The organism is Kitasatospora hibisci, from assembly GCF_043950205.1.
Taxonomy (GTDB): Bacteria; Actinomycetota; Actinomycetes; order Streptomycetales; family Streptomycetaceae; genus Kitasatospora; species Kitasatospora hibisci.
The window spans coordinates 3,885,945-3,912,278 of record NZ_CP171642.1 but is presented as its reverse complement, the minus strand read 5'-3'; the positions used below and the strand labels follow the sequence as shown (position 1 = coordinate 3,912,278).

The 26,334-nt window shown below is 73.9% G+C and carries 24 protein-coding genes and 3 pseudogenes; 15 read left to right on the top strand and 12 right to left on the bottom strand.

Going from position 1 to position 26,334, the window contains the following annotated elements:
* Positions 1–5: 5 nt before the first annotated feature.
* The 5 genes from ACF9IK_RS16810 to ACF9IK_RS16790 all read right to left on the bottom strand — a co-directional run bounded on the left by ACF9IK_RS16810 (position 6) and on the right by ACF9IK_RS16790 (position 5,097).
* On the bottom strand, positions 6–2,057 hold the full coding sequence (locus ACF9IK_RS16810) for a FixH family protein (RefSeq protein WP_395295008.1): 2,052 nt from the start codon (positions 2,055–2,057) through the stop codon (positions 6–8).
* Positions 2,058–2,068: 11 nt separating this feature from the next.
* Positions 2,069–2,569: a copper chaperone PCu(A)C gene (locus ACF9IK_RS16805; protein WP_395295007.1), complete on the bottom strand. Its 501-nt coding sequence runs from the start codon at positions 2,567–2,569 to the stop codon at positions 2,069–2,071.
* Positions 2,566–3,231 carry an SCO family protein gene (locus ACF9IK_RS16800; protein ID WP_395295006.1) on the bottom strand — a complete coding sequence of 222 codons (666 nt, stop codon included), beginning with the start codon at positions 3,229–3,231 and terminating at the stop codon, positions 2,566–2,568. The genes ACF9IK_RS16805 and ACF9IK_RS16800 overlap by 4 nt, the downstream gene beginning before the upstream one ends.
* A gap of 90 nt (positions 3,232–3,321) precedes the next feature.
* A complete protein-coding gene (locus ACF9IK_RS16795; protein WP_395295005.1) occupies positions 3,322–4,077 on the bottom strand; it encodes a YcnI family protein in 756 nt (251 codons plus the stop codon).
* Between the two features lie 189 nt (positions 4,078–4,266).
* Complete coding sequence (locus tag ACF9IK_RS16790; protein ID WP_395295004.1) at positions 4,267–5,097, bottom strand: hypothetical protein; 831 nt, start codon at positions 5,095–5,097, stop codon at positions 4,267–4,269.
* A 241-nt stretch (positions 5,098–5,338) separates the two neighbouring features.
* Here ACF9IK_RS16790 and ACF9IK_RS16785 point away from each other — a divergent pair, with 241 nt between their 5' ends.
* Positions 5,339–5,986 carry an ATP-binding protein gene (locus tag ACF9IK_RS16785; RefSeq protein ID WP_395295003.1) on the top strand — a complete coding sequence of 216 codons (648 nt, stop codon included), beginning with the start codon at positions 5,339–5,341 and terminating at the stop codon, positions 5,984–5,986.
* A 59-nt stretch (positions 5,987–6,045) separates the two neighbouring features.
* Here the strand turns inward: ACF9IK_RS16785 and ACF9IK_RS16780 are convergent, their stop codons facing one another.
* On the bottom strand, positions 6,046–7,026 hold the full coding sequence (locus ACF9IK_RS16780) for an LAETG motif-containing sortase-dependent surface protein (protein ID WP_395295002.1): 981 nt from the start codon (positions 7,024–7,026) through the stop codon (positions 6,046–6,048).
* A gap of 164 nt (positions 7,027–7,190) precedes the next feature.
* Between ACF9IK_RS16780 and ACF9IK_RS16775 the strand changes: the two genes are divergently transcribed.
* The 9 genes from ACF9IK_RS16775 (at position 7,191) to ACF9IK_RS16735 (ending at position 17,608) form a co-directional block, all read left to right on the top strand.
* A complete protein-coding gene (locus ACF9IK_RS16775; protein ID WP_395298598.1) occupies positions 7,191–8,099 on the top strand; it encodes a LysR family transcriptional regulator in 909 nt (302 codons plus the stop codon).
* A gap of 59 nt (positions 8,100–8,158) precedes the next feature.
* Entirely contained in the window at positions 8,159–9,235 is a 1,077-nt protein-coding gene (gene alc / locus ACF9IK_RS16770) for an allantoicase (RefSeq protein WP_395295001.1), read from the top strand.
* Positions 9,236–9,357: 122 nt separating this feature from the next.
* Complete coding sequence (locus ACF9IK_RS16765; protein ID WP_395295000.1) at positions 9,358–9,576, top strand: hypothetical protein; 219 nt, start codon at positions 9,358–9,360, stop codon at positions 9,574–9,576.
* A gap of 125 nt (positions 9,577–9,701) precedes the next feature.
* Entirely contained in the window at positions 9,702–11,021 is a 1,320-nt protein-coding gene (locus ACF9IK_RS16760; RefSeq protein ID WP_395294999.1) for an amidase, read from the top strand.
* Positions 11,022–11,244: 223 nt separating this feature from the next.
* Positions 11,245–13,788 (top strand): FtsX-like permease family protein, encoded by a 2,544-nt coding sequence (locus ACF9IK_RS16755; protein WP_395298597.1) that lies wholly within the window; start codon positions 11,245–11,247, stop codon positions 13,786–13,788.
* 146 nt (positions 13,789–13,934) lie between these two features.
* Positions 13,935–14,624 (top strand): TetR/AcrR family transcriptional regulator, encoded by a 690-nt coding sequence (locus ACF9IK_RS16750; RefSeq protein ID WP_395294998.1) that lies wholly within the window; start codon positions 13,935–13,937, stop codon positions 14,622–14,624.
* 220 nt (positions 14,625–14,844) lie between these two features.
* A complete protein-coding gene (locus ACF9IK_RS16745; protein ID WP_395294997.1) occupies positions 14,845–15,714 on the top strand; it encodes an alpha/beta hydrolase in 870 nt (289 codons plus the stop codon).
* Positions 15,711–16,382, top strand: a complete 672-nt coding sequence (locus ACF9IK_RS16740; protein WP_395294996.1) for a TIGR03086 family metal-binding protein — start codon at positions 15,711–15,713, stop codon at positions 16,380–16,382. Before ACF9IK_RS16745 ends, ACF9IK_RS16740 begins: the two co-directional genes overlap by 4 nt.
* 404 nt (positions 16,383–16,786) lie before the next feature.
* Complete coding sequence (locus tag ACF9IK_RS16735; RefSeq protein WP_395294995.1) at positions 16,787–17,608, top strand: integrase; 822 nt, start codon at positions 16,787–16,789, stop codon at positions 17,606–17,608.
* Between the two features lie 66 nt (positions 17,609–17,674).
* Here the strand turns inward: ACF9IK_RS16735 and ACF9IK_RS16730 are convergent.
* Positions 17,675–18,058: pseudogene (locus tag ACF9IK_RS16730) on the bottom strand (pirin-like C-terminal cupin domain-containing protein); the annotation flags it as partial.
* Between the two features lie 14 nt (positions 18,059–18,072).
* On the opposite strand from ACF9IK_RS16730, the gene ACF9IK_RS16725 reads away from it, so the two are divergent.
* Positions 18,073–18,903, top strand: a complete 831-nt coding sequence (locus ACF9IK_RS16725; protein ID WP_395294994.1) for a hypothetical protein — start codon at positions 18,073–18,075, stop codon at positions 18,901–18,903.
* A 37-nt stretch (positions 18,904–18,940) separates the two neighbouring features.
* Positions 18,941–19,582, top strand: a pseudogene (locus ACF9IK_RS16720) (ISAzo13 family transposase); the annotation flags it as partial.
* Positions 19,583–19,882: 300 nt separating this feature from the next.
* On the opposite strand, the gene ACF9IK_RS16715 reads toward ACF9IK_RS16720, so the two are convergent.
* On the bottom strand, positions 19,883–20,473 hold the full coding sequence (locus tag ACF9IK_RS16715; RefSeq protein WP_395294992.1) for a hypothetical protein: 591 nt from the start codon (positions 20,471–20,473) through the stop codon (positions 19,883–19,885).
* Positions 20,470–21,381, bottom strand: coding sequence for an arginase family protein (locus ACF9IK_RS16710; protein WP_395294991.1), 912 nt, complete (start codon positions 21,379–21,381; stop codon positions 20,470–20,472). The genes ACF9IK_RS16715 and ACF9IK_RS16710 overlap by 4 nt, the downstream gene beginning before the upstream one ends.
* 92 nt (positions 21,382–21,473) lie before the next feature.
* Here ACF9IK_RS16710 and ACF9IK_RS16705 point away from each other — a divergent pair, with 92 nt between their 5' ends.
* The 3 genes and pseudogenes from ACF9IK_RS16705 to ACF9IK_RS16695 all read left to right on the top strand — a co-directional run bounded on the left by ACF9IK_RS16705 (position 21,474) and on the right by ACF9IK_RS16695 (position 23,576).
* A complete protein-coding gene (locus tag ACF9IK_RS16705) occupies positions 21,474–22,142 on the top strand; it encodes a CGNR zinc finger domain-containing protein (RefSeq protein ID WP_395294990.1) in 669 nt (222 codons plus the stop codon).
* Between the two features lie 129 nt (positions 22,143–22,271).
* Positions 22,272–22,571: pseudogene (locus ACF9IK_RS16700) on the top strand (transposase); the annotation flags it as partial.
* Positions 22,572–22,625: 54 nt separating this feature from the next.
* Positions 22,626–23,576, top strand: coding sequence for a hypothetical protein (locus tag ACF9IK_RS16695; protein ID WP_395294989.1), 951 nt, complete (start codon positions 22,626–22,628; stop codon positions 23,574–23,576).
* A 27-nt stretch (positions 23,577–23,603) separates the two neighbouring features.
* On the opposite strand, the gene ACF9IK_RS16690 is transcribed toward ACF9IK_RS16695, so the two are convergent.
* The 3 genes from ACF9IK_RS16690 to ACF9IK_RS16680 form a co-directional block, all read right to left on the bottom strand.
* Positions 23,604–24,248 carry a PE-PGRS family protein gene (locus tag ACF9IK_RS16690; protein WP_395294988.1) on the bottom strand — a complete coding sequence of 215 codons (645 nt, stop codon included), beginning with the start codon at positions 24,246–24,248 and terminating at the stop codon, positions 23,604–23,606.
* Positions 24,249–24,499: 251 nt separating this feature from the next.
* Positions 24,500–25,465: a pirin family protein gene (locus tag ACF9IK_RS16685; RefSeq protein WP_395294987.1), complete on the bottom strand. Its 966-nt coding sequence runs from the start codon at positions 25,463–25,465 to the stop codon at positions 24,500–24,502.
* Between the two features lie 154 nt (positions 25,466–25,619).
* Positions 25,620–26,120, bottom strand: a complete 501-nt coding sequence (locus ACF9IK_RS16680; protein ID WP_238860851.1) for an SseB family protein — start codon at positions 26,118–26,120, stop codon at positions 25,620–25,622.
* Between the last annotated feature and the right edge of the window lie 214 nt (positions 26,121–26,334).

Below are 26,334 nucleotides of genomic sequence, written 5' to 3'. Positions count from 1 at the left end.
CGCGGTCACCCGATCTTCAGCGGCTTGATCTCGGTGGCCTGGTCGATGTCCGAGGAACGGACGACCACCGAGACCACCCAGTTGCCGGGCAGCGGCAGCTGCGCGGTGCCGCTCCAGCGGCCGGTGCCCTCGGGGGCCAGCGTGACCGGCAGCGGGCCGAGGTCGCGGTCCGGCAGGGTGAAGGCGAGCTGCACCTCGGGCACCTCGACCGGCTGACCGTCGGCACCGTCCAGCTTCAGGTGCACCTCGTTGGGGCCGGTCCGGGCCGGGTTGAGGGTCACCGTCGCGGTGCCCTTGGCGTTCGGGGTGCGGCCCTTGGTGTCGTACGGGAGCTTGAGCTCCAGGGTCTGGCCGGGCACCGTCTGCGGCGCGGGCACGCCCGGAGCCGGACCGGCGGCCGCCCCCGCCGAGACCTCGTCCGCCACCCGCCCGGGCGGGGAGTTGGTGAGCATCGTGGTGACCACCAGCACGGCCACCGCGGCCAGCGCCTCGACCAGTACCGAGCGACGCAGCCCGGCCCGGGTCGGGGTGAGTCCGCGGTCGCGGCCGGCGTTCGCCCGGGCGGTCCGCTGGCGGGCCAGCTGGGCCTGCCGGACCGGGTCGTCGGAGTGCCGCGCGGCGACGGCAGCCGGCTCCGGCGCCTCGACCTCCACCGGCTCGACCGCGGCCGCCTCGGCCGGGGCGGACCGCAGCCGGGCCAGCCAGGAGCGGGAGACCCAGGCGACGCCGAGCATCGCGACCACGCAGCCGGTCTTCACCAGCAGCAGTCGCCCGTACTCGGTGCCGGTCAGCGCTCCCCAACTGCCGAGGCCGCGCCAGGACTGGTAGAGGCCGGTGGCGGTGAGCACCGCGACCGCGCCGAAGGCGACCTTGGAGAAGCGTTCGGCGACCTCCGCGCCGATCCCGTGCCGCAGGCCGACCAGCATCGTGGCCAGGCCGCCCAGCCAGAGCGCCATCGCGACCAGGTGCAGCATGCCGAGCGGCAGCGCCAGCCAGACCTGGATGCCCACCGAGGCGTGATCGGCGCCGGCCCAGGTCGCCGACAGGGCGGTGGCCAGCACCAGCCCGGCCACGCCGAGGCCGAGCCGGGCCTCGCGCTCCGGCCGCTCGGCGGCGCGCCGCTCCAGCTCGCGCAGCTCGGCCTCCTCGGCCGCCTGCTCGGCCGCTGCCGCGTCGACGGCCTCCGCCTTCGCCGGCTCCGCCTTCGCGCCGGGTTCGGCCCCGGCGTCCGGGGCCGTCGGCCGGGCCGGCTGCCCGAGCTGGCCGACCAGCAGGGAGAGGAAGACGCCGCTCGCCGCGAGCAGCAGCAGCCGGGCCGCGAGCGCCGTGCCGATCCGCTCGTCCAGGGTGGTGCGCACCAGAGACAGGTCGAACGCCTGCCCCACGCCCGAGCCGCGCTCGTACGGGCCGCGCAGCATCAGGACCGCCACCGTGGAGACCAGCAGGGCCACCCACCCGGTCATCAGCAGCCGCTGCACCGGGCGCCGCGCCGCCCCGCCGGGCCAGCAGATCAGCACGAACGCGGCGGTGCCGGCCAGCAGCGCGAACGCCCCGTACGCCACCGTGCGGCCGGTGCCGTAGAGCGCGGCGACCACGTCGTCGGCCTCGGCACTGCCCAGCGCGGTGGCGGAGACCGAGGTGTCCGAGGGGGCGCCGATCGAGAAGGTGAAGGCGCCGCCGATCGGGTGCGAGTCCTCGGAGACGGCGCGCCAGGCCACTGTGTACGTGCCGCCCGCGAGCCCGGCGTTCAGCCCGACCCGCGCCGTGTTGTCCTTGCCGTCCGCGTGCGCCGGGTTGCCGGTGTCGACGGCCTTGCCGGCCGGGTCCAGCACCCGCACCGAGTCGCCGGAGAGCGAGACCGCCTCGCTGAAGGTCAGCGTGACGGCCTGCGGCGCGGCGGCGAGGACGGAGTTCTGCGCCGGGTCGGTGGACTGCAGGGTGGCGTGCGCGGCGGCCGGTCCGGCGCCGGCGAGCATCAGTGCGAGCACGGCGCCGAGGACGCCGAGCAGCCCGGCGAGTCGGCGGCGGGCGGTCTGCGGCAACGCGGCCTTCGGCATCTGGCGGATCCTTACTGCTGGCCGGGGCGGTAGGTGAGCTCCTTGACCGGCACCTTGACCGAGATGGTGCCGGCCTTCGCGAAGGTCAGGTCCAGCTCGACCTCGTCCCCGAGGGCGGGGGCCTTCTGCCATCCCATGATCATGAGGTGGTTGCCGCCGCGGGCGAGCTGCAACGCGCCGTGCGCCGGCACGTCCAGCCGGGTGACCTGCTCCATGGTGGAGGCGGTGGAGCGGTGCATGGTGATCGAGCCGGCGCCGGGGCTGGAGACGCCGACCAGCTGGTCCCGGCCGCCGTCGTTGCGCACGGTCAGGTAGCCGGCCGCCATCCCGCCGGCCGGCGGGAGCGGGATGTAGGAGTCCGCGACGGTCAGCCGGGCCGGCCCGTCGGCGGCGCCGTCCTGGCCGCCCGCACCGCAGGCGACCAGGATGGCGCCGCCGCCCAGTGCCGTCGCCAGCACCGCCCCTGCGAGCGCGGTCCGCCGGAAGCCGACGGGCCCGCCGGTGCCCTTCACGCCGCGACCCCCTCGGCGAGCAGCGGCAGGTCGTGCTCGTAGGTCTTCTCCTCGGTGCCGCTGAGGTAGAGGACGTGCGCCTTGTCGTCGGACGGGAGGAAGGCCAGCACCTGCGCGCCGTGGGTGGACGTGACGGTGCCGTCGGCGTTGACCACGGGGTCCTCGATCATGATGCCGAGCGATTTGGCGGCGGCCTTCACCTTGGCGAGGTCGCCGGTGAGGCCTATGAAGTCGCCGCCCATCGAGTCCAGCCAGGTCCGCAGCACCTGCGGGGTGTCGCGCTGCGGGTCGGTGGAGACGAAGACGACGTCGACCTTCTGCCGCTCCTCGGCGGAGAGCTTCTTCATCGCCACGCCGATGTCGCCCATCGTGGTGGGGCAGACGTCCGGGCAGCTGGTGTAGCCGAAGAACAGCAGGGTGGACCTGCCCTTGGTCCTCTGGCGCAGGTCGAAGGGCTGGCCGGAGGTGTCGGTCAGCTGCAGGTCGGGCTTGTCGAAGTGCTTGCTGAGCACGGTGCCGTCGTAGGGGGAGTCGGCCTTCTGCTGGGTGACCTTGGCCGGGCTGCCGCTGCCGCCGGAGCCGCAGGCGGTCAGCGTGAGGGCGGCGGCGAGTGCGACGGCCGCGGCGCCGGCCAGGCGGGAGGTACGGGCGGTGCGGGGCATGGGAGATCCGATCGTACGCGGTGGACCACCGGCGGGGCCGTACCCGGCGCACGGGTACGGCGGCGGGTACGGCCCCGCCGGTGTGGAGGGTCAGGAGGCGTTGCGGCGGCGCAGGCCGAGGACGCCGACGGCGGCGCCGATCACGCCGACCACGATGCCGACCACGCCGAGGACGCGGGCGGTCGAGTCGCTCGCCTTGGCGGAGGAGTCGGCGGCCTGCTCCTTGGCGTCGCCGTGGCCGTGGCCGTCGGCGGCGGGCGAGGCGGAGGCGGAGGCGGAGACGCCGTGGCCGTCGGCGGAGGTGGCCTTGGTGAGGGCCAGCACGGGGGCGGGCTTGGCCGGCTCGGGCTGGCCGTCCTGGGCCTCGTCGATCCAGCGGACGACGTCACCGTTGTCGTAGCTCTGCAGCGCCTTGAAGACCAGCTTGTCGGTGTCGGCCGGCAGCGGGCCGAGCGAGACCCGGAACTCCTGGAACTGGCCGGGGGCGATCTTGGTGCCCGCGTCGGCGGTCCAGGTGATCTTGGAGACGGCCTCGTTGACGTCGTTGCCGTGCACCTTGATCGGCTTGTCGAGCTTGGACTTCTCGACGGTCGCGGTCCAGCCCGGCATCGGCAGGGTGCGGACCGAGGCCAGCGGGTGGTCCAGCGGGAGGTTGACCTCCAGCTTCACCGTGGAGGCGGTGTCGTTCTCGTTCGGCACCCGGAAGTCGACGGCGGTGTAGCCGCCCTGCTGGGCGTTGCCCGGCTGGACGGTCACGTGCGCGGAGGCGGGACCGGCCAGCAGCACGACGGAGGCGGCGGCGGTGAGGGCGACGGCGGCGATACGGCGGGTGGGAAGGGAACGCATGGTTTCTGGGTCTCCGTTCGGAGGCTCGGCGGCGGGCCCGCTCCCGGGCACGGGCGGTCCGTGTCCCGGCGGGGCCGGGCAGCGCGGGGATGGGGTGGGGTACGGCCGCGGACCGCGCGGACGCGCGGCGACGGCCCGGCTGCCGCGTACGTCCCGGAACCCGGCCCGTGGGGAACCGGGGGGGCGGGGTCAGTACGCGAGCGCCCCGAACGGCGGCCCCCGCCGCACCACGCTGTGCCGCAGCGCGGCACCGGCCGGCGCTGGGCCCTCCCCGCCGCGCGCGCCGAACCGGCGGACCGGTCCGGGCGTGCCGAGCAGGCCGCCGAGCAGAGCGGCGGCCAGGGCGAACGCGGTCCGCAGCGGAGCCGCCCAGTGCTCCCGGGCGGCGGTGGCGGCGATCCTCACCAGCCGCCAGAGCGCGGCCTCGCCGCACCGCAGCCACCAGCCGGCCACCAGGGCGGCGGCGAGGTGGCCCGCGAGCATCGACGGCGTCATGCCGAACAGGCCGCCCTGCCACCAGGGCGCGGCGGCGAAGGCGCTCGGGTCCAGGCCCGCGCCGGCGACCAGCTGTTCGGGGGTCGGGCCGCCGGACAGCCCGGCCAGGGTGCCGGGGCTGGCCTCGTTGCAGATCAGCCGGCCGGCCACCTCGGGCAGGGTCAGCGGGCCGGAGCCCGCGGCGCCGTGGTGCATCCCGGCCACCGCGGCACCGTGGCCGCCGGAGGCGTGGAAGAGGCAGTGCAGGCCGAGCTGGCCGGCGCCGAGCACGCCGGCGATGGCTCCGAGCGAGCGCTCCCGCCCGCCGAGGGCCACGGCCAGCACCAGGGCGGCCGCGAAGCCCGCCGCCAGTGTGGCCGGGGCGACGTTCCCGCCCTTGGCCAGTGCGTGTCCGGTGGCCGCGATCAGCGTGCAGACCAGTGCGAACGGCACGGCCCGCGCAAGCCGCAGGTCCCAGGCGGCGGCCCCCACCGGCGCGTCCGGTACGGGGTCGCCCGGGTGCGGGGCGGCGGCGTGGGCAGTCATGGCGGGGCCCATCATCTCATCGCCTACCGGGCAGGAACGGGCGGGGTGGGAAACGCGGTGGCTTGTCCGACGAATGCCCCGTTCGGCCCCGGCGCGCGGTCGCGCGTGTGCGCCGCTCGGCACAGAGCACGGCCCCAGTCCATCCGCCGAACGAGCGTTAGCCGGCCTCCGGCACGGTTCATCCCGGAATCGCCCGGAGATACCTCGCTATATGTGGAGCCGCAGCCAGGAGGGACCTCCCGTGGACATCTGGTGGACTCTGCACCTCAAGCGCGACCCGGCCAGCGTCCCGCTGGCCCGGCGCATCCTGCTCGGTGCGATGGAGACGGCGGGCGTCGACCCGCAGATCGCCCACGACCTCGGCCTCGCCCTCAGCGAGGCCTGCGCCAACGCCGTGGAGCACGGCGCCGGCGGTCGGCCGGACGAGGGCTTCCAGGTCAGCGCGTCGATCAGCGGCGACCTGCTGCGGATCGAGGTGACCGACTCCGGTCCCGGGCTGACCGTGGCCCCCGCGGCCGCCCCGGTCGCGCCATCACTGCTGCGCCCGCCCGCCCCACCGGCCCGCCCCGCAGCGGCCGGGCACCGCCAGCGCCGCAGCCGGCGCGGCCGCGCCAGCGTCCCCGGGCCGGTGCTCACCGGCCACCGGCCGCGCCGCGAGGACCGCCCCTACGACACCCACGTGCTGCCGTGCCGTCCGCAGGCCCCCACGCTTCGCCCGGTGGACCTCGACACCCTGCCCGACCTCACCGCGGAGTCCGGCCGGGGCCTCTTCCTGATCCACGCCCTCACCGACCACGTGCAGCTGCGCAACCACCCGCTCCGCGGTGCGATCGTCAGCTTCGACAAGGTCCTCAAGTGGCAGGACGGCGCGCTGCTGAGGGCCTGCTGAAGCGGCAGGGGGTACGGGCGTGCTGCCCGTACCCCCTGTTCAGCCGGCCGCTACCGGTCTCAGCTGTGCGAACCGGCCTTGCGGCGGCGCAGGACGAAGAGCGTCCCGGCACCCGCGGCGAGCACGGCGGCGCCGCCGACCGCGATCGGGAGGGTGTTGGAGCTGCTGCCGGTCTCCGCCAGGTGCGGCCCGGCCGCCGGGGAGGTGGAGACCTTGGTGGACGGCGAGGACGGGGCACCCGACGCGGGGGTGGTGGCGGCGTTCTTGTCGGTCACCTTGAACAGGTCGTCGACCCGGAAGCTGCCGTTGAAGGTGATGCAGCTGTCGGTCTCGGGAGCGCCCGGGACGGCCTTGGACTCGAAGGCCTCCGAGCCGGCGTCGAGCTGGGCGTAGTACTGGGCGGTGGGCGCCTTGTCGGTGGGTGCGACGCGCACCTGGAAGGCCAGCTTGGCGCCCTTGGCGAGCTTGTGGACGCCGAGGTCGACCATCAGGTAGGTGCCGCCGGCCTTCACCGCGTCCGGCGCCGGGCTCTTCCAGTCGCCGCCGGGCAGCTTCACCTGGAGGTTGAACGCGTCCTTGCCCCAGGTGACCGGGTTGGTGACCGGCTCCTCCTCACCGACATTGGTGAGGAAGAGGTGGGCGTCCAGCTTCTGCAGGTCGACGGAGGCGGTGTTCTCGAAGGTCACCGACAGCTCGCCGGGCGTGCCGCCCTTCACGATGGTGGTGTTGGCCAGCCCGCTGCCGGTGGTCTTCAGCTGGAGGGTGCGGTAGCCGCGGCAGGCCCCGGACGGAGTGGGCGAAGGCATCGGGACGGTCGGCTTGACGGTGGGCTTGGCGGTGGGGCTGGCGCTGGCCGACGGGGAGGCCGTGCCGGTCGCCGACGGCGTGGCGGACGGCGTGCCCGAGGGCGTGGCGGTGGCCGAGCTGGTGGCCGTCGGGGTCGGCGAGACCGCGGCCGCGCCGGCGGTGGCCGTGCCGACGGTCGCGCCGAGGGAGAGCGCGAGCAGCGAGGACGCGGCCAGCAGGCGGGAAGTACGCACGTTCTTTGCCCCCATTAGGTGAATTCTGTCTGAATATGGGCGACTTGATGCCTGGTGTGATCACCGGCGGTCGCAGGAGCGGCACCTTATCGGGGTACCGGCGACGGGTTTCGGCCGGGGTGGCCGAGACGGCTCGGCGGTGGTCCTACGCTGGCGCGATGGGTGTGGGCGAGTGGGATCTGCGGCGGCTGCGGGTGCTGCGGGCGGTGGACGAGTGCGGCACGGTGACCGGCGCGGCCGAGCGGCTCCGCCTCTCGCCGTCTGCGGTCTCCCAGCAGGTGTCGGCCCTGGCGAAGCAGCTGGGCGCGCCGATGCTGGAGCCGTACGGGCGGCGGGTCCGGCTGACCCCGGCGGCACGCCTGGTGCTGCGCCATGCGGAGCCGGTGTTCGGGCAGTTGGAGCGGGCCGAGGCCGAACTGGCCGGCTACCTGCACGGCGAGGCCGGCGAGGTGCGGGTGGGCGCGTTCGCCAGCGCCGTCGCCGGACTGCTCGTCCCGGCGATCACCCGGCTGCGGGAGTCCGCACCGCGGCTGACGGTCCGGGTCGTGGAGGCCGAGGCGGCCGGGGCGTACGGGCTGCTGGCGGCGGGCGAGGTCGACCTGGCGCTGTCGCTGGCCGTGCAGCCGGGCGGCGACGATCCGCGGTTCGTCCAGTCGGTGCTGCTCAGCGACCCGCTGGACGTCGCGCTGCCGCCCGGCCACCCGCTGGCCGGCGCCCCGGGACTGCGGCTGGCCGACCTCGCCGCCGAGCCGTGGATCTACGGCGCCGCCGGGCCGTGGCGGGAGATCACCCTGGCGGCCTGTGCGGACGCCGGGTTCGTGCCGGAGCGGGCCCACACCGCGGCGGACTGGACGGCGATCCTCGCGATGGTCGGCGCGGGCCTCGGGGTGGCGCTGGTGCCCCGGCTGGCCTCGGCGCGGCGCGGGGGCGGGGCGGTGGTGCGGGCGCTGCCCGCCGACCTGCCGACCCGCCGGGTGGTGGCGGCGGTCCGGACCGGGACGGAGGGGACGCCGCCGCTGCGCCGGGTGCTGGACGCGCTGGCCGAGGCGGCCGCAACCGTTCAGTCCGGCTGAACATTTTGCTCAATTCTTTGTGATGGACCTGACCGATCGGACGGAGCCATCGTGGAGGCATGGCCTCCGAGACGCTTTCCGACGCAGACGCCCTGCCCTACGCGGGCGGCAACCCGTACGCCGACTACCGCTCCGCCGACTTCGCCTTCACCGCCCTGACCGACCTCGCCGACCGCCGGCTCGGCGGCGCCGTGATCGCCGCCAACGACGAGCTCTTCGCCGAGCGGGAGAACCTGCTGCTCCCCGGGCCCGCCGAGTTCCGCCCGCACACCTTCGGCAACAAGGGCCAGATCATGGACGGCTGGGAGACCCGCCGGCGGCGCGGGGCCGGCACCGGCCGCCCGCACCCGGCGGCCGACGACCGCGACTGGGCGCTGATCCGGCTCGGGGTGCCGGGCGTGGTGCGCGGCGTGATCGTCGACACCGCGCACTTCCGGGGCAACTACCCGCAGCAGATCGCCGTCGAGGGCGCCGAGCTCCCCGGCACCCCCGGGCCGGAGGAACTGCTCGCCAACTCCACCGTCTGGCACCCGCTGGTGCCCCGCTCGCCGGTGCGCGGCCACGCCGCCAACGGCTTCACCGTCGAGGACGGCCGCCGTTTCACCCACCTGCGGCTCAGCCAGTACCCCGACGGCGGCGTCGCCCGGCTCCGGGTGCACGGCGAAGCCCGGCCGGACGCCGCCTGGCTGGCCGCGCTCGGCACCTTCGACCTGGCCGCGATCGAGAACGGAGGCGCCGTCGAGGACGCCTCGGACCGCTTCTTCTCGCCCCCGGCCAACCTCGCGCTGCCCGGCAGGTCCCGGGCGATGGGCGACGGGTGGGAGAACCGGCGGCGGCGCGACGACGGCCACGACTGGGTCCGGCTGCGGCTGGCCGGTCGCGGCGCGATCCGGGCCGTCGAGATCGACACCGGCTACTACGTCGGCAACGCGGCCGGCTGGGCCGCGCTGTACGGGCGGGACGAGCAGGCCGCCGACCCGGAGGAGTGGTTCGAGCTGGTCCCGCGTACGCGGCTGCAGCCCGACGCCGTCCACCGCCTGGTCCTGGACACGCCCCGGCCCGCCACCCATGTCCGGCTGGACGTCTTCCCCGACGGCGGCATCGCCCGGCTGCGGCTGCACGGCAGCCTGGTCTGAGGCCTCCTCGAACCGGGCCGGCCGGTCCGTCGGAACGCCCCGCCGACGCGGCCGCTCCGCCCCGCCGTCCTCCGGTTGCCGCGGCCGGAGGGCGGCCGGACGATGGGTGGATGATGCACCAGATGCGAGCCGAGTACGGCGACGGCGGCCCGGCCGCCGGGGTGAGGCTCTGGCACGTGGTCCGTGGCAGCGAGGCCGTCGCCATGTGCGGCCGGGAGCTGGCGGACGACGCGCCGGTGCGGGAGGCGACGGACTGGGGCAAGACCGCCGAACTCTGCTGCCACACCTGCGGCGCCTACTACCTTCGCGAGACGCCGTACCTGGCCACCGAGCACCCCTGAACGGCGGCTTCCCCCTGAACGGCGCCTCCCCCGGACACCGGCACCCCCGGCCGCCCGCACCCGGACACCGGTCCCCGGGCGACGCGCGCCACCGGTCGTCCGTGAACCGGGCTACCGTGGCCGGTATGGAGGAACCCCTGGTCGGCCCGCGCTCGTTGGCCCGTGAGGCCGCCGCCCTGCGGGCCGCCGGCCCCGACCTGGCCGGCCACGTCGACCGGCTCTGCACCCGGATCGAACGGGTCGACCCGCTGATCCACGCCTTCGTGCCCGAGCCCGGCCGGCCCGCCCGGCTGCACGCCGAGGCCCGGGCACTGGCCGCGCGGTACCCCGACCGCACCGCCGCACCGCCGCTCTACGGCGTGGCGGTCGGCGTCAAGGACATCGTCCACGTCGACGGCCTGCCCACCCACGCCGGCTCGGCGCTGCCCCCCGGCGTGCTGGCCGGCCCGCAGGCCGCGGTGGTCGACCGGCTGCGGGCCGCGGGCGCGCTGGTGGCCGGCAAGACGGTCACCGCCGAGTTCGCGGGCAGCGCCCCGGGCCCGACCCGCAACCCGCACCACCCCGGCCACACCCCGGGCGGCTCCAGCAGCGGTTCGGCGGCGGCCGTCGCGGCCGGGCTGGTGCCGCTGGCGATCGGCACCCAGACCATCGGCTCGGTGGTCCGGCCCGCCGCCTACTGCGGCGTGGTGGGCTTCCGGCCGACCTTCGGGCGGATCCCGGTGGACGGGGTGGTCCCGAACGCGCCGAGCTACGACACCCTGGGCCTGTTCACGGCCGACCTGGCCGGTGCGGCGCTGGCGGCGCCCCTGCTCTGCGACGACTGGCACGCCGAGGCGGCAGAGCCGGCCGGCCCGGCGCCCGTCCTCGGCGTGCCGGTCGGCCGCTACCTGGAACGGGCCCGGCCGGAGGCGGTGAAGGCCTTCGAGGAGCAGCTGGTGCGGCTGGCGGCGGCCGGTCTGACGGTGCGCCGGATCGATCTGCTGCCCGACTTCGAGTCGGTGCTGCGACAGGTGCACACGATCAACCGGTTCGAGCAGGCCCGCACCCACGCCGACTGGTTCACCCGCTTCGCGGGCCTCTACCGGCCGGAGACGGCGGCCGGCATCCGGCAGGGCCAGGCGGTGGCCCCGGAGGACTACGCGGCGGCGCTGCGCGCCCGCGAGCACCTGTGTGACCGCGTCGCCGAGGAGCGCGAACGGGCCGGGGCGGACCTGCTGCTGGCGCCCTCCGCGACCGGGCCGGCCCCGTTCGGCCTGGCCGCCACCGGGGACGCGGTGATGTCGCTGCCGTGGAGCCACCTCGGGCTGCCCGCGCTCAGCCTCCCGGCCGGGACGACGGCGGACGGCCTGCCGCTGGGCCTGCAGGTGGTCGGCGCCGCCGGGGCCGACGAGCGGCTGCTGGCCCAGGCGGCCCTGCTGGAAACGGTGTTGGGCGCGACGGAGTAGCCGGCCGGCTCGGTCGGGGGATAACCCCCGCCCGGACCGACCGGGCCGCCGCACTGCGCCGGACCCCCTCGGAACGGAAGCCTGGGGGCATGACGAAAACGCCCGCCGCCGGCCGCCCGGGCCGCCCCGGTCGCGCCGCGCACCGGCCTCTCCACCGGCCCGCGCTCCGCACTGTCCCCGGCTCCACCGCCCGCCCCGACTCCCGACGGGGAGCGTGGCTCTGATGCTGCTCTCCTACGCGCTCCAGAGCCTGCGCGCCCGCCGGGCGAGCTTCGCGGGCGCCTTCGTCGCGCTGTTCTTCGCCGCCCTCACCGTCACCGCCTGCGGCACCCTGCTGGAGACGGGCCTGCGCGGCGAGGTCCGCGCCGAGCGGCTCGCCGGCACGCCGATCGTCGTGGCCGGCGACCAGCAGGTGCACAAGACCGTCGTCAAGGACAAGGGCGACGGGAAGACCAAAACCAAGGAGAAGGCCAAACCGCTCGCCGAACGGGTCTGGCTGCCGGAGGAGTTGACCGCCCGGATCGCCGCGGTGCCGGGCGTTCGGGCGGCCGTTCCCGAGCTCGGCTTCCCGGCCCGCGCGGTGGCCGCCGGCGGTCGGTCCGGCGAGGACCGCCCCTCGTACGGGCACTCCTGGGAGTCCGCCGTGCTGGCCCCGTTCACCCTGGCCGAGGGCCGGGAGCCGGTCGCGGCCGACGAGCTGGTGCTGGACACCGCCGCGGCGGCCCGGGCCGGGCTCCGCGTCGGCGACCGGGTGACCGTCCGCGCCACCCGGGCCCCCGCCGAGTACCGGATCACCGGCCTCGCCGCCCCGCGCGGCGTCGAACTCGCCGAGCAGAGCGCGCTGTTCTTCAGTCCGGCCGAGGCGCGTCGGCTGGCCGGCCACCCCGGCCGGGTCGGCGCGATCGGCGTACTGCCCGCACCCGGCACCGACGCCGCCACGCTGGCGGGCCGGCTGGCACCGGTGCTGGCCGGCAGCGGAGCCGTCGTCCACCGCGGCGCCGACCGCGGCCTGGCGGAGTTCCCGGACGCGGCGAACGCCCGGGTGAAGCTGGTCAGCATGGGTGCCGCGATCGGCGGCACCGCGCTGCTGGTGACCGTGCTCGTGGTGAGCGGCACCTTCGCCCTGACGATCCAGCAGCGTGGCCGCGAGATCGCGCTGCTGCGGGCGGTGGCCGCGACGCCGGGCCAGGTGCGGCGGCTGATCGGCCGGGAGGCCCTGCTGCTCGGCCTGGCCGGCGGGGTGCCGGGCTCGCTCGCCGGCCTGCCGGCCGGACGCGCGCTGTACGACGGCTTCGTCGACCTCGGCGCGGTGCCGGGCACGCTGAACCTCGCGCAGAGCGTCTTCCCGATGGCCGTCGGCGTGCTGGCGGCGCTGTTCGGCGGCTGGGCCGCCGCCCGGATCTCCGCCCGCAGGGCGTCCCGGATCCGCCCCGGCCAGGCGCTGGCGGAGGCAACCGTGGAGGTGCGCACCGGCGGCCGGATCCGTACGGCGGCCGGCCTGGTGACGCTGGCGGGGGGCGTCACCCTGGTCGCCGTCCTGTCGGCGCTGGACACCGAGAAGGCCTCCACCCCGGTCACCTTCGCCACCGTGCTGGTGCTGGCGATCGCGGTGTCGCTGCTCGGCCCGGTGCTGGCCCGGGTCGCCGCCGCCGTCCTCGGCGGGGTGCTGCGGCTCTCCCGGGTGAGCGGGCACCTGGCCGCCGCCAACCTGCGCGCCGAGGCCCGCCGGACGGGGGCGGTCGCCGCGCCGCTGGCCCTGCTGACCGCGATGGTCTGCACGGTGCTGTTCACCCAGGCCACGCTCGACGGCGCGGCCGGCCGGCAGGCCGAGGAGGGGGTCCTGGCCCCGTGGACGCTGGCCGCGACCGCCCCGGGCGTGCCCGGTGAGGCGGCGCAGGCGGTCCGGGCGCTGCCCGGTGTGACGGCGGCGACGGAGGTGGTCCGCAGCTCGGTCCGGATCGACCTGGAGAAGTACTCCGCGCAGGGAGTCACCACCGCGGGCCTGACCGCGGCGTGGGACCCGCGGGTGACGGCCGGCACGCTGGCCGGCTTCGGCGACGCCGATCTCGCGGTCAGCGAGACGGCGGCCGGTGCGCTCGGGGTGCACCCGGGCTCGGTGGTCCGGCTGACCCTCGGCGACGGCACCCCGGCCGCGCTGACCGTCCGGGCCGTCTACGCCCGCGGCCTCGGTTTCGGTGACCTGACCCTCTCGCACGCCCTGCTGGCCCGGCACGTGGACGACCCGCTGGCCGCGGTCGTCCTGGTCGCCTCCGACGGCAGCGTCACCAGGGAGCGGCTGACCGCGGCGGTGGCCGGCTACCCCGGCGTGCGGGTGCTGGACCGGGCACAGGCCGGGGAGGCCGCGGACGAAGGCCGGCGCACCGGCGCCGAGGTCAACGTCCTGGGCATGGGCCTGGTCCTGGGCTTCGCCGCGATCTCCGTGGTCAACACGCTGGCGATGGCCACGGCGGACCGTCGGCGGGAGTTCGCCCTGCTCCGGCTGGCCGGCACCACCCGGCGCCAGATCCTGCGGATGCTGCGCCTGGAGGCGGCGGCGGTGGCGGTCACCGGGGCGGTGCTCGGCACGGCGATCGCGGGCGCGGTGCTGACCGCCTTCAGCGTGGGGATGACCGGGTCGGCCGGGCTCGTCTGGCCGTGGGCGGACTACGCCGGGGTGCTCGCGGTGACGGCGGTGCTGGCCCTGGCCGCGACGGCGCTGCCGGGCCGGGCGGCCCTGCGCGGCCCGGCCCTGGCGGCCCGGGGGTAGGGCCGGTCCCGCGGGACCTCCGCCCGGCGGGCGGGCGGCGATACCCTGGCGGGACGCAGACGCGGCGGGCGGCCCACGACTGTGGACCGCCCGCCGCCTTCTGGTGACGACGGCGCCGCCGTCCCGACCGACAGCTGAGGTGCACCGTGACCGGCTCCGCGACCGACCGACGCACCGGCGGCCAGGACGGCGGCCGGTCGGCCGGACGCGTCGACGGCCGGGTCCAGCGGGGCGAGGAGACCCGCCGGGCGGTGCTCCGCAGGGCGGTCGAGATCGCCTCGGTGGAGGGGCTCGGCGCGCTCTCGATCGGCCGGCTCGCCACCGACCTGGGCCTGAGCAAGAGCGGGGTGTTCGCGGGCTTCGGTTCCAAGGAGGAGCTGCAGCTCGCCACCGTCCGCGCGGCCCGGCGGATCTACTTCGACGCGGTGATCGCCCCGGTCGCGGACGACCGTCCCGGCCTGGCCGCGGTCTGGCGGCTCTTCGAGTCCTGGATCGCCTACTCGCGGGCCAGGGTGTTCCCCGGCGGCTGCTTCTTCTACGCGGTCACCGCCGAGTTCGACGCCCAGCCGGGGCCGGTGCGCGACCTGCTGGCGACCAGTGCCCGGGAGTGGCAGCAGACCGTGCGCACCCTGCTGGAGGGCGCCCGGGACGCGGGCGAGCTGCGTGCCGACGCCGACCCCGACCAGCTGGTCTTCGCCCTGACCAGCTTCATGGAGACGGCCAACTCGCAGGCGCTGCTGTTCGACGAGGACGCCCCGTACGACCGGGCGGTCAGGGCGGCCCGGAGCCTGCTGCGGGCCGAGGCGAGCGACCCGGCCGCGCTGCCGGAGGGCTGACCGGCCCGCTCGGTGCGGCAGCTCCGCCGGGTCTGCCGCAGACCCGCCCGGTCGACGGCGACCTCCGCCGCCGGGGCGACGGCGACCTCCGCCGCCCGGTCCACCTCACTTCGCCGGGGTCTTGCCCGGACCAGAAAACTGCACGAACGATCGTGCTAATATCGCGGCAAGTTCGGCCCCCGCACCAGGCAGACCCGTCAGCACCGACAGGGAGACCCCGATGGACCCGGCCGTCGCACTGATCCGCACCACCCTCAACACCGCCTCGCTGCTCGCGCCCGGCCCGGCCGGCCGCGCCGCGTTCGCGCTGTTCCGCCACCCGCTCCGACGCGGCCGGCTGCGCCCGCACGAGCAGCACGTCCACGCACAGGCCGTCACCGAGCGGTTGGCCGTCGGCGGCAAGCCCGTGGTGGCCTACCGCTGGGGCGACGGCACCCGGCCCGTTCTGCTGCTGCACGGCTGGCAGTCCAGGGCCTCGCGGTTCGCCCCGCTCGTGCCGCGGCTGCGGGCGCTGGGCCTGACCCCGGTCGCCTTCGACGCCCCCGGCCACGGCGAGTCCGGCGGCGGCACCACCCACGTGCTGGAGTACCGCGAGCTGGCCTTCCGGCTGCAGGAGCGGTACGGCGGCTTCGAGGCCGTGGTGGCGCACTCGCTCGGCGTCAACGCGGCCTTCCTCGCGCTGCGCGGGGGCCTGCGGGCCGGGCGGCTGGTGGCCGTCGCCGGGGCGGCCGAGGTCTCCTTCATGCCCGCCGCCTTCTGCGCCAGGGCCGGTCTGAACGCCCGGGTCGAGCGGCGGTTGCGGCGGCTGGTGGAACGGGAGATGTTCCCCGGCGTCGAGGACGTCGCGGAGTACTTCGACGCCACCCGCCGTCCCGAGGAGATCGGCCTGCCGATCCTGGTGGCGCACGACGAGGGCGACGACGTCGTCCCGGTCGACCACGCCCACCGGCTCAAGGCCGCGTACGGTGACCGGCTGGAGCTGCTGATCACCCGAGGGCTGGGCCACCGGCGGATCCTCGGCGAGCCCGCCGTCCTCGACAACGCCGTCGGCTTCCTGGCCGACGCCGACCGCACGGCGAGTGCCACGTGAACGCCGCCGGCCTGCCCGGTCTCCCGGGCCTCCCCGAACCGCTCGAACTGCGCGAGCTGCTCGAACTCCATGCACGCTCGCTGGAGTCGGCGGCCCGGCTGGTCGACACCGTGCAGCCGGAGCAGTTGGTGCTGGCGACACCGTGCGCCGGCTGGACGCTGCGGGAGCTGCTGGCGCACGCGGTCGGCCAGCACCGGGGCTTCGCCGCCGCGGCGCGCGGCGCCGGGCCCGACCTCGCCCTGTTCGCGGCCGTGCCGGTCGGCAACGACCCGGCGGGTCCGTTCCGGCGCTCGGCCGCGGAGCTGGCCGCCGCCTTCGCCGAGGCGGCGGCCGACGGCGGACGGCGGCTCCGGCTGCCGGAGATCCGCGCGGACGGGACCTTCCCGCTGCGCCTGGCGGTCGGCTTCCACCTGCTGGACACCCTGGTGCACAGCTGGGACGTCGCGGCCGCGCTCGGTGTCGGCGCCGGTGTCGCCGCGGCCGTGGACGGCGAGCCGCGGCTCGCCGCCGCCCTGCTGGCGGTGGCCGAGCGGGTGCCCGCCGGGCCGGCGGACCGGGTGCCGGGGAGTGCCTTCCGCGAACGTCTGGAGCCCGGCGCCGCCGGGCCGTTCCACCGCGCGCTCGCCCTGCTGGGTCGCGACCCCGCCTGGGCGCTGCCCGCGCGGTAGGACCCGGCCCGGCCCGGCCCGGCGCGGCGCGGTGCGGAGGCGGTCCGGGCAGGAGGGCGGGCGGCTCAGTCGCCGTCGCGGGGCTCGTCGGGGAACCGCGGCCCGCCGATCAGGTAGAGCAGCGCGGCGATCGGAAAGCCGATCGAGGCGACCAGCAGCACGATGAATTGCCAGAACATCCGTCGCTCCTCGTCCTCGTCGGTCGTCCCGCCCGTGGCGCCCCGTCAGCCCCGGGAGGCTCGGGCACCCGAACGGGGATCTCAAACCGCGCGGGCCCCGATTGGCCGAATCGTCCACTCGCTATCCGACGGTATGGCCGAATTTCCCTGGCTGCCACCGGACGGCGCAGCGCGCCGCGTGCAGGGGTCTGGGCCTGCGCCGGGCCCGGCGGCCACACTGTCGGGATGCAGGTACAGCTCGCAGGAGAAGCACGGCGGCCGGGCCGCGAGAGCGAGGACTTCGCGGCGGCCTCACCGGAGGCGCTCGTCCTCCTCGACGGTTCGAGCTCGCCGACCGGCCTGGAGTCCGGGTGCCGCCACGGCACCCCCTGGTACGTGCGGCGGCTGGGGGTGCATCTGCTGACCCGGCTCACCGACCGCGCGGACCGCTCGATCGCCGAGTGCCTGGCCGACGCCATCGTGGAGACCGCCGCGCTGCACGGTGGCCGGTGCGACCTCGCCCACCCCAACACGCCGGCCGCCATGGTCGTCGCGGCCCGCCGGCACGGCACCGCGCTGGAGTACCTGGTGCTCGGCGACTCGCTGCTGGTGCTGGAGTTCAAGGACGGCCCGCCCAGGGTGATCGGCGACAACCAGCGCTTCCCGGGTGGGGAGGAGCTGCGCCGGCAGGTCTGGTCGACGGTGCCGGGCTCGGACGAGCGCGCCGCGCTGCACCTGGAGTACGCGCTGGCCGTCCGGGCGGCCCGGAACAACGGCGGCGGTCCGTGGATCGCCGCCGCCAGCCCGAAGGCGGCCCAGCACGCCGAGACCGGCTTCGTCGGCCTGGACCGGCTGCGCGCGGTGGCCGCGCTGACCGACGGTGCCTCGCGCTACACCGAGCGGTTCGGCCTGGGCAGCTGGGGCGATGCCCTGCGGCTGCTCGCCGAGTCGGGGCCGGGCGAGCTGATCGCCCAGGTGCGGGCGGTCGAGCGCACGGACACCGACTGCGAGCGCTGGCCGCGGGGCAAGGCGCACGACGACGCCTCGGCCCTCTACGCGTTGCTGTAGGGGGACGAGGCGTTCCGCGGCAGTGGGGTGAGGTCGCACCCCGCCCCACTGCCGCGGGCCGACCGGTCAGTCGATCGGGTGGCCGAACGAGCCGGACTGGAAGTCCCGCATCGCCTGCTCCAGCTCGCGGTGGCTGTTCATCACGAACGGCCCGTACCAGGCGACCGGCTCCCGGATCGGCTGCCCGCCCAGGATGATCACGTCCAGGTTGGGGTGCCGGGAGTCCTGCTTGGCGTCGGCGGAGACGGTGAGGGTGTCGCCCTCTCCGAACACCGCCGCCTGTCCGCTGTGGATCGGCCGGCCCTCCGCGCCGACCTTGCCGTCGCCGTTGAGGACGTACGCCAGCGCGTTGAAGTCCGGCCGCCACGGGATGGTGACCTGCGCGCCAGGGGTGATGCTGGCGTGCAGCAGGGTGATCGACGAGCCAGATAGAGACCTACCGCATCCTCCGGGACCCCGAGACGATGCTCCCGCTCCAGATCTACGCGCCGATCATCCCGTCGGCGGAGTGGTACGAGTTGCAGGAGTGGCTCGACGGGCGAGGACGCGGGAAGGGGCTCTCGCGGGGCGAATCCCTGCTGTCCGCCATGGGAGTCCTGTTCTGCGAGTGCGGAGCCGTGAAGACCTCGCACGCCGATGCCAAGCCCGTGAAGCGGTCCTACCGTTGCCGTCGGCGCAAGGTGCTGCCCGGTCAGCACACCGGAGAGTGCACCATCAGCCAGGCGGCGCTGGACGACCACGTGGCCCGCAGCATCTTCGCTCTACTGCGGGAGGTCGAGCACGACCACGAGGCTCTGGCGGTCCTCGCAGAGGCGACGCGCAGGTTCGGTGTCGCCAACGAGTCGGCCGAACGATCGCGTGAGCGTGCCACCTTGGTCGCGGAGCGGGCCGACGCCGTGAGGGCGCTGGAGGAGCTGTACGACGACCGCAAGGCGGGTGGCTTCCGAGGAGACATCGGCCGACGGAGGTTCATTGCGGAGGAGTCCGCGTTGCTGAGTCTCCTGGAAGCGGCCGAGGCGAGGATCGCGGTCCTGGAGGAGGCCGCTACCCCCGTGATCCCCATCGCCGAGCGGTTGCCCGAAGACCCGACGGCCGACCCCATCGGCCCAGGGTCCTGGTGGCAAGGCGCTCCCCTCGCGGAGCGCCGGAAGTTCGTCAAGCTCTTCGTGGACCGGATCACCGTGTACAAGTCCAAGGAGCGCGGCGGACGCGGGCCGGTGCATGAGCGGGTGAAGATCGGCTTCGCCAAGCGGCAGGATGCGGCCGACGAAGCCGAAGGACAGCTCGTGTCGTGACGGCTGCCGGTACGTGAAGCAGGCCCCGGACAGTGTCCGGGGCCTGCTTCATATTCTGCTCGAGCTCCAGGTCTGCCTCCAGCGCCTCCTGGCGGAGATGCTGGAGGTCACCGACCGAGCCATCGGCCCGGCGATCGCCGAGACTCACAGATTCCTGGACAAGCACAGGATCACGATCGAGTCGACCACGCTGCCGTTCACCGAGCCGGCCCACCTGGTCGACTTCGTGCGCACCGGTGCCCTCCCCACCCGAAGCCGCCCACCCCTGCCTGAGATGCTCTGCGGTCCATCCCTGACTGGTCTGAGCCTCGCCAACCTGCAGACGCTTGTCGAACGCCTCGCCGTCAGGCAGGCGGCACTGGTGGAACGCCGCCGTCACACCCGGCGCGGCGGCCCGCGCCAAGCCGGCACCCGCGGAGGGGTGTTCGCTCAAAAGATCACCGATGCAGAACGTGTCCTCGCCGCCGTCCTCTTCCACCGTCGCGTCTGCACCGGCGAGGTGCTGGCCGAGTTGTTCCGGGTGAACCGGAGCGCCATCGGCAACGCCTTCCGCGATGTCCGCCCACTGCTGGAGGAGGATGGGTTCCACCTGCCGCCGGCCCCGGTGAAGCACAGCACGGCCGAGGCCCTCCTCGCCTCCGTCCCGGCGCTCAGCACCCCGACGAAACAACTGTGTTGATTAATTTCAGGCCCACTTCCTGCAGAACGCCTTCGCCGTCATCCCGGAGGAGACGGCCGATATGGTCGCCGTGCCTACCCCGCCGAGCACATCCACGACGAACCCCAGCCCACCGCGTGACCGTTGGAGCACGACCACTACGCCAACTCAAGGGACACGACCATCACGGCTGGACGGTCTCGCCCACCGGCCCAGGGCGACGACGTCAGGTACTGGACCGATCACCGAGCATGATGTCGAAGCCTGGACGGGATGACGGGCGTCTCGCGCATCCCCGTGGCGCCGTGGAGATCGGTGAGGCTAGCCGGACGCCTCCGGCGGGCCTTGGTCAACCACGGCATCGTCGGCCTGAGTCCCGATCACACCCTCCTCGTGATCGGGACTCAACAGGCGGCGAGCGTAGACCTCTTGGTCGAGCCGCCAGGAGTGTCCACCGTCGGTCGATCGTTCGTTTCGCCAGCGGAAGGTGCCGGCGGTGATGTCGGTGAAGGTCCAGCGGATGAGGTCGCTGCCCGCGGCGCGCTCCATGACGATCTCATCGTCGATCCGGCGGGCGTACATGTGCACCAGGTCGCCGCGGGCGGTGCCGTGGAAGGTGAACCGCCACAGTTGCAGGCGCGGGTCCCAGATTCGCACGCACAGGCCGCACTCCTGGTCGGGTGAGCGGCCCCCGGCGGGGAGTTCCTTGCGTTCGGGCCATTGCCAGACGTCCAGGACTGCTCTGCCCTCCAGGGCGTAGCCGAACTCCCATTCACCGCTGACTCGTCGGGCCGGTGAGCCGTCGACGGGGTGGTGGGTGATCTGGGTGGCCCACTGTCCGGTCAGGCGTCCGAACTGCTCCATCTCGGTCGCGTACGGGGCGCTCGGGCCGTCGGCGAGCAGCGTTTTCACGCGTGGGCCTCCATGGTCGCAAGGGGGGCCAGGGCGGAGGCGAGGCAGTCGACGATGGGAGCGGCGTACACGCCGTCCGGGTCGCGTTCCGGATCGTAGATGGCGACGTCGAGCCCCACCACCCGGCCGGTGCCGACCAGGGACGAGATGAGTCGGGCGAGCTGGGAGAAGTCCAGGCCGGGACGGCCCGGGGAGTCCACCGCGGGCAGGACGCGTTCGTCGAGGACGTCGAGGTCGACGTGGAGCCAGACGCGGTCGAGCCCGCGCTGCTCCAGGTGACCGATGACCCGCGTGCCCAGATCGGCGATGCCGATCCGCTGGATCTCCTGGGCGGTGAACCGGTTGACCGGGGGCGTCCCCTCGTCCTCCCGGTCGCCGATCTGGATGACGTCCTCGTCGGCGACCAGTGGCCGGCCCACCTCGGGCCAGTGGGTGAGCAGCAGCTCACCACGGCCGGTGGCCAGAGCCAGATCCATTCCCGCCGCCGAGCCGAGGGACGAACCGGCGTCGTGGTTGCCGGGGTGCCGGAAGTCGCTGTGCCCGTCGAGGTGAACCAGGCCGCAGCACCCGTCGCGCCGGGCCCCCAGCAGGCACCCCAGCAGGATGCTGCAGTCGCCGCCCAACACGACCGCGAACCGGGAGGCGGCGAGTGCGGCCCGGACCGCCTCGCCGAGCCGCAGCGTGTGCTCGCGGATGGTCACCCCGTTGCGGATGAGAGTGGCCGGCTGCGCGTCGAACTCGTACGGCGGACGGTCGAGCTGCGTCACCCGAGCGGGCCGCAGTCGTGCTTCCAGCCCTGCTGACAGCAGCGCTTGCGGGGTCTGCCAGGTTCCCGGCTCGCGCCCCGGCGTGGGCGGTCGCAGGCCGAGATTCCAGGGAGCCGCGATGAGCTCAATGGCAGCGGCCATGGCCGCCTCCTTTGCGTCAGGGTGAATTCCAACCGGATAACATCACTACACTGGTTGGATGAGGCAGGGCAACCCATGAAAGGCGGTCATGCGTGACGGGAACCATCCAGGCTCACACCTTCAGGCCCCGTGACCTGGTCGGCGGACACATCGTCATCGACCTGCTGAACACGGTCACGGCCCGTGACACGGAGCCGATCGACTGGCTCGACGGATACCCGCGCCTGCTGGAGTGGGCCACCCTCACCGGACAGTTCGACCCCACGGCCCTCACGGCCTTGCGGCGGCTGGCCGAGACCCGGCCCGCCGAAGCCGCGCTGGCCCTGGACCGCATCCGCGAGCTGCGCGAGGCTCTGCACGGTCTCCTCACGGCGCTGCTCCGCAGAGACGCTCCAGCCCCCGCGGCGGCGGTCGACCAGCTGGAGGATCACTGGAAGTGCGCGGCCGCCCGTGCGCGGCTCACCATCCGCGGGAACACGCCGCAGCTCCAGGTCAGCGTCGAAACCTCGGGGCTTGAGTACCCCGACCACGAACTCGCCCTGCAGGCGTTGGCCCTGCTTCGGTCACTTCCGCTGGAACGCACCCGAGTCTGCCCTGGTCAGCGATGTGGCTGGGTGTTCATCGACGGATCCCGAGGTGGTCGTCGCCGTTGGTGCGACATGGCCACCTGCGGGAACTCCGCCAAAGGCCGGACCCACTACGAGCGGAAACGACGAACTGAGAGTCAGCAGGGCCACCACCAGCCGCCCAGTGACCAGTAGACCCACATGCCCCGTTACCGAGCCGTGGTCGAACCCCTCTCCCGGGCCGTCCGGACCTGCCCGGTCGGCCCTCGATCGGGCGGCCACCGCTCGGGAGAGCCGTGACGGCCGTCGGAACGTCGGGCCAGGCGAGCGATGCTGCTGGAGGCCAAGGACGATCTGACCGCCTTCGCCGGCTTCCCGGAACGGCATTGGAAGAAGATCCAGTCGACCAACCCGCTGGAGCGGATCAACCGCGAGATCAAGCGCCGCACCGACGTTGTTCAGGTCTTCCCGAACGGCGACGCGCTCCTGCGGTTGGTCACCGCCGTGCTGTTCGAGATGTACGACGAATGGATCGCCTTCCCCCGGCGCTACCTGCCCGAGGGCAGCATGGACAGGATCTACCCCGCCGAGCAGACCCGCGACGAACTCCCGCCCATCGCATAACCGCTAGCACGCGACCACTGCACCACATCAAGGGGAACGACCCTCCAGGGGCCGATGACCTTCAGCGTCGGCCTTCGGAAGGAGACTTCGACGCCACCGGCTACCGTACAGACCCTGAAGAAGCGGAAGCAGCCGCGGCCGCTCCTCTCCGTCCATGGCAGGACATGGGAGTTGAGCTTTAAGGAGTGGCAGAAGCACGTCAAGTACGTGCCCCAGGCCACGGGACGGCGCAAGACGTACGACTGGCAGCGGGTGACTCCCGCTTATCGGTCCGAGCCGTCCGGTGAACTCGACCTCCAGGTAGTCGAGTCACCTCCAGGTGGTTACGGATATGGCGGTGGCTGGAAGACCGACTGTGCCGACACTCCGAAGCGGCCGGTGGAGGAGCAGATCAGCTCGCTCTTCCGGAAGCTGAAGACGCGCGCCGAGGAGCAGGAGCGCCTCCAGTTGGAGCGCGAAGCCGAGCAACGTCGGCTGCGGGAGGCGCGGGAGAGGGCGGAGGCCGAGCGGCAGCGCTTGGCGGCCGAGGCGAAGGCACGCAAGCAGCGGGACTGGGAGGCTGCGGTCGCTGCGGCTGGCGCCAAGGCCGTCGAAGCCTCACGCGCTGGGAGGTTCGGGTCGGCGCTGGAACGGTGGCAGGGGGCGCGGGAAATCCGGGAATTCTGTGCGGCACTGGACGAAGCCGCGAGTCGGACCGGCAACGAGGGGGAGGTGCGGAGGTTCCGGGAGTGGGCCGCTTGGGGTAGAGCCGAGGCGGACAGGATCGACCCGACTGCGCTCGGAAGCGGTCTCGGTGTCGAAGCCTTCGAGACCGAGCTCACGGCCGATGCGCTGCGGCCGTTCCTCAACGGCTGGAGCCCACATCGGCCGGAGATGGAGGCACTGCCTGCCGAGCCCACTCAGCCGCGGCACCAGGCCGACCCGTGGCGCGACGTCAGCGCCGCACCTCAGGGCCAAGGCTGGAGATGCGGACCCCAAGGTCGCGCTCAATGGTGGAGGCGATGACGCCGTGCCCCCGGTCGCGCAGGGCCTTCAGATCAGAGCCCGTTCGACGATCGTGCCAAGCCGCTCGACCTCGGCCCGTAGCGCGAACAATTCGTCGAACCGCTCCACCCGTTCCTGACCGCACCACTCGCGAACGGTCCGCAGCAGCTCGTCCTCTGCCTGCAGCTTCCGTTCGTCGCGACGACGGTTCCACGACTGCCACGAGGGCTGCGCACGTTCCTGGTCGAGGGCCTCTTGCCGGTGCTCAACCTCCGGGAGGATCTCCTCGGCCAGGACCTCTGCGGCTCGCCGGGCGATTCGCTCGGTGACCGGCCAACCTGCCAGGAACAGGCCGGTGCGGTTCTCATGGACCATCGGGTCTGCACGCAGCTCAGTTGCATCGAGCCCGAGTCGGTCAGCGGTGGCATCGAGAGCGGTGAGCTCAAGCACGCCGGCATCGGCCGCAGTTGTGCGCAGCCGTAGATGGCTCTTGGGACGGACGAAGCCGAGAACCATTCGGGCGGTCTCGAACTCGGCAGTCTTCCGCACGTGCCGGGATGCCTCGACCAGCGCCAGTTCAGCAGCATCGTCGCTCTGGAAGACTGCGACGTCGTCCCACAGCGCGACCAGGGAGGCAGGGGCAACCCAGTCCTGCAGGCCGGCGTCCTCGCCTTCGAGGAATCTGATGTGCACCTGAGCGGCCCGGCGCGACCCCGGCCCCGACGCCCAGCACGGCGGCTCCCACTGCCGAGCATCTTGGGCTGGGCGCGGTACGCCCAGTTCTCGCCGATCTCCATCCTGCTATTGAGCCAGGTCAGGGTAGATCGTCGCTACCACTTCCCTGTAGTTCGTTGTGATCGGGCCGCAGCGCGGCTGCCGACGGTCTGAACCGGACATGCGAGGGCCCGGGTCGCTCCCGGTCCGGGCCCTCGCCGCTGTGCCCGTCAGCGTCCCAGGTTGGTGTCGGCGGGGATGGTTCCGAGGCGGCCGGCCTGGAAGTCCTCCATTGCCTGCTGGAGCTCGCGGTGGCTATTCATCACGAACGGGCCATAGTGGGCGACCGGCTCGCGGATCGGCAGGCCGCCGAGCAGCACCAGTTCGAAGCTGGCGCTGCGGGAGTCCTGCTGCTCGTCGGCGCGGATGGCGAGGGAGTCGCCCTCGCCGAAGACCACGGCCTGGCCCATGTGGAACGGCCGCCGCTCCTCGCCGGCCGAGCCGCTGCCGGCCAGTCCGTAGGCCAGCGCGTTGAAGTCGGCCCGCCACGGCAGGGTGACCTGGGCGCCAGGGTTCACCGACACGTGGATCATCGTGATCGGGGTGTGGGTGGCACCGGGGCCCTGGTGGCCGTCGATGTCGCCGGCGATCAGCCGGACCAGCGCGCCGCCGTCCGAGGAGGCCAGCAGCTTGACGCTGGTGCCGCGGATGTCCTGGTACTTGGGCGCGATCATCTTGTCGGCGGCGGGCAGGTTGACCCAGAGCTGCAGCCCGTGGAAGAGGCCGCCGGACAGCACCAGCGACTCCGGCGGGGTCTCGATGTGCAGCAGCCCGGAGCCGGCGGTCATCCACTGGGTGTCGCCGTCGGTGATGACGCCACCGCCGCCGTGCGAGTCCTGGTGGATGAAAGTGCCGTCGATGATGTACGTGACGGTCTCGAAGCCCCGGTGCGGATGCCAGGGAGTCCCCTTCGGCTCACCAGCCTGATAGTCCACCTCGCCCATCTGGTCCATCATGATGAACGGGTCGAGGTACTTCTGGTTGATCTTGGCGAAGGCCCGCCGGACGGGGAAGCCCTCGCCCTCGAAGCCCTCGATGGCGGTGGAGACGGCCAGTACGGGGCGGGGCTGAGCGCCGTTGGCGGGGGCCGCGATGCGCGGCAGGATCAGCGGGTTCTCGACGGTCACGGCGGGCATGTCGGCCTCCTTCGGGGGTTCCTCTGGCCTACGTCCACGAGATTAGTTCAATCCTCAACAAGAAGCAAGTTGAAGATTGAACTATGTGTCGACGGGTGGCCCGGGGGGTGTCCCGGGGGTCGGCCGGCCCCCGGGACGCGGAGCCCGGCGACTCCTAGCCGTACATCCGGCGCATGGTGAAGTCGACCATCTGCTCGACGGCCTTGGCGTCGAACACCATCCGGTGCTCGCCCTCCATGTCCAGCGCGAAGCCGTAGCCGGTCGGCAGCAGGTCGAGGACCTCCGCCCCGGTGACGGTGAAGTGCTTGGAGTCCTTGCCGGCGTAGCGGCGCAGCTCCTTCAGCGAGCTGAACATCGGGATCACCGGCGTCGGCGTGTTGTGCAGCGCCAGGAAGCCGGGCCGGTCGCCGCGCGGGCAGTGCACCTTGGAGGTGATGAAGATGGCCTGGAAGTCCTCCACGGCCATCGACCCGGTGGTGAAGGCCCGGACGGCGTCCGCCAGTGACGGCGGGGACGGCTCCGGATAGAGGGACTGCTGGCCCTGCGGCTGCTCGCCGTACGGGCCGGGGCCGGGCATGCCGCTCATGCCCGGCTGTGGTCCCGCCTGTTGCTGGTAGGAGCCGCCCGGGTATGCGTTCTGGTCATAGCCGTACACACGGACAGGCTATCGGGAGCGCCGCCACCCGTGCTGGCGTCGATCCTGACAAGGAGTGGTCGTCCCGCCTTGTGGGACGTGACCACGTTCATAGCGGATTCACCGCGGGGGGCTTGAACAAGTTACCGCTGGGTAGCATCATGATGCCTACTGGTGGGTACGGGGCGCCCGAACGCGGCGGTCTCCCGGAAGCGACGAACCGGAGAAAACGGCC

Bases quoted from the DNA above. Each gene is read 5' to 3' on its own strand.
- alc (WP_395295001.1), top strand. From the start codon at position 8,159: ATGGCCTCCGAGACGCTTTCCGACGCAGACGCCCTGCCCTACGCGGGC.
- ACF9IK_RS16795 (WP_395295005.1), bottom strand. From the start codon at position 4,077: ATGCGTTCCCTTCCCACCCGCCGTATCGCCGCCGTCGCCCTCACCGCC.
- ACF9IK_RS16685 (WP_395294987.1), bottom strand. From the start codon at position 25,465: ATGCCCGCCGTGACCGTCGAGAACCCGCTGATCCTGCCGCGCATCGCG.
- ACF9IK_RS16735 (WP_395294995.1), top strand. From the start codon at position 16,787: ATGCAGGTACAGCTCGCAGGAGAAGCACGGCGGCCGGGCCGCGAGAGC.
- ACF9IK_RS16810 (WP_395295008.1), bottom strand. From the start codon at position 2,057: ATGCCGAAGGCCGCGTTGCCGCAGACCGCCCGCCGCCGACTCGCCGGG.
- ACF9IK_RS16725 (WP_395294994.1), top strand. From the start codon at position 18,073: ATGCTCCCGCTCCAGATCTACGCGCCGATCATCCCGTCGGCGGAGTGG.
- ACF9IK_RS16760 (WP_395294999.1), top strand. From the start codon at position 9,702: ATGGAGGAACCCCTGGTCGGCCCGCGCTCGTTGGCCCGTGAGGCCGCC.
- ACF9IK_RS16745 (WP_395294997.1), top strand. From the start codon at position 14,845: ATGGACCCGGCCGTCGCACTGATCCGCACCACCCTCAACACCGCCTCG.
- ACF9IK_RS16765 (WP_395295000.1), top strand. From the start codon at position 9,358: ATGCGAGCCGAGTACGGCGACGGCGGCCCGGCCGCCGGGGTGAGGCTC.
- ACF9IK_RS16800 (WP_395295006.1), bottom strand. From the start codon at position 3,231: ATGCCCCGCACCGCCCGTACCTCCCGCCTGGCCGGCGCCGCGGCCGTC.
- ACF9IK_RS16695 (WP_395294989.1), top strand. From the start codon at position 22,626: ATGACCTTCAGCGTCGGCCTTCGGAAGGAGACTTCGACGCCACCGGCT.
- ACF9IK_RS16755 (WP_395298597.1), top strand. From the start codon at position 11,245: ATGCTGCTCTCCTACGCGCTCCAGAGCCTGCGCGCCCGCCGGGCGAGC.
- ACF9IK_RS16710 (WP_395294991.1), bottom strand. From the start codon at position 21,381: ATGGCCGCTGCCATTGAGCTCATCGCGGCTCCCTGGAATCTCGGCCTG.
- ACF9IK_RS16790 (WP_395295004.1), bottom strand. From the start codon at position 5,097: ATGACTGCCCACGCCGCCGCCCCGCACCCGGGCGACCCCGTACCGGAC.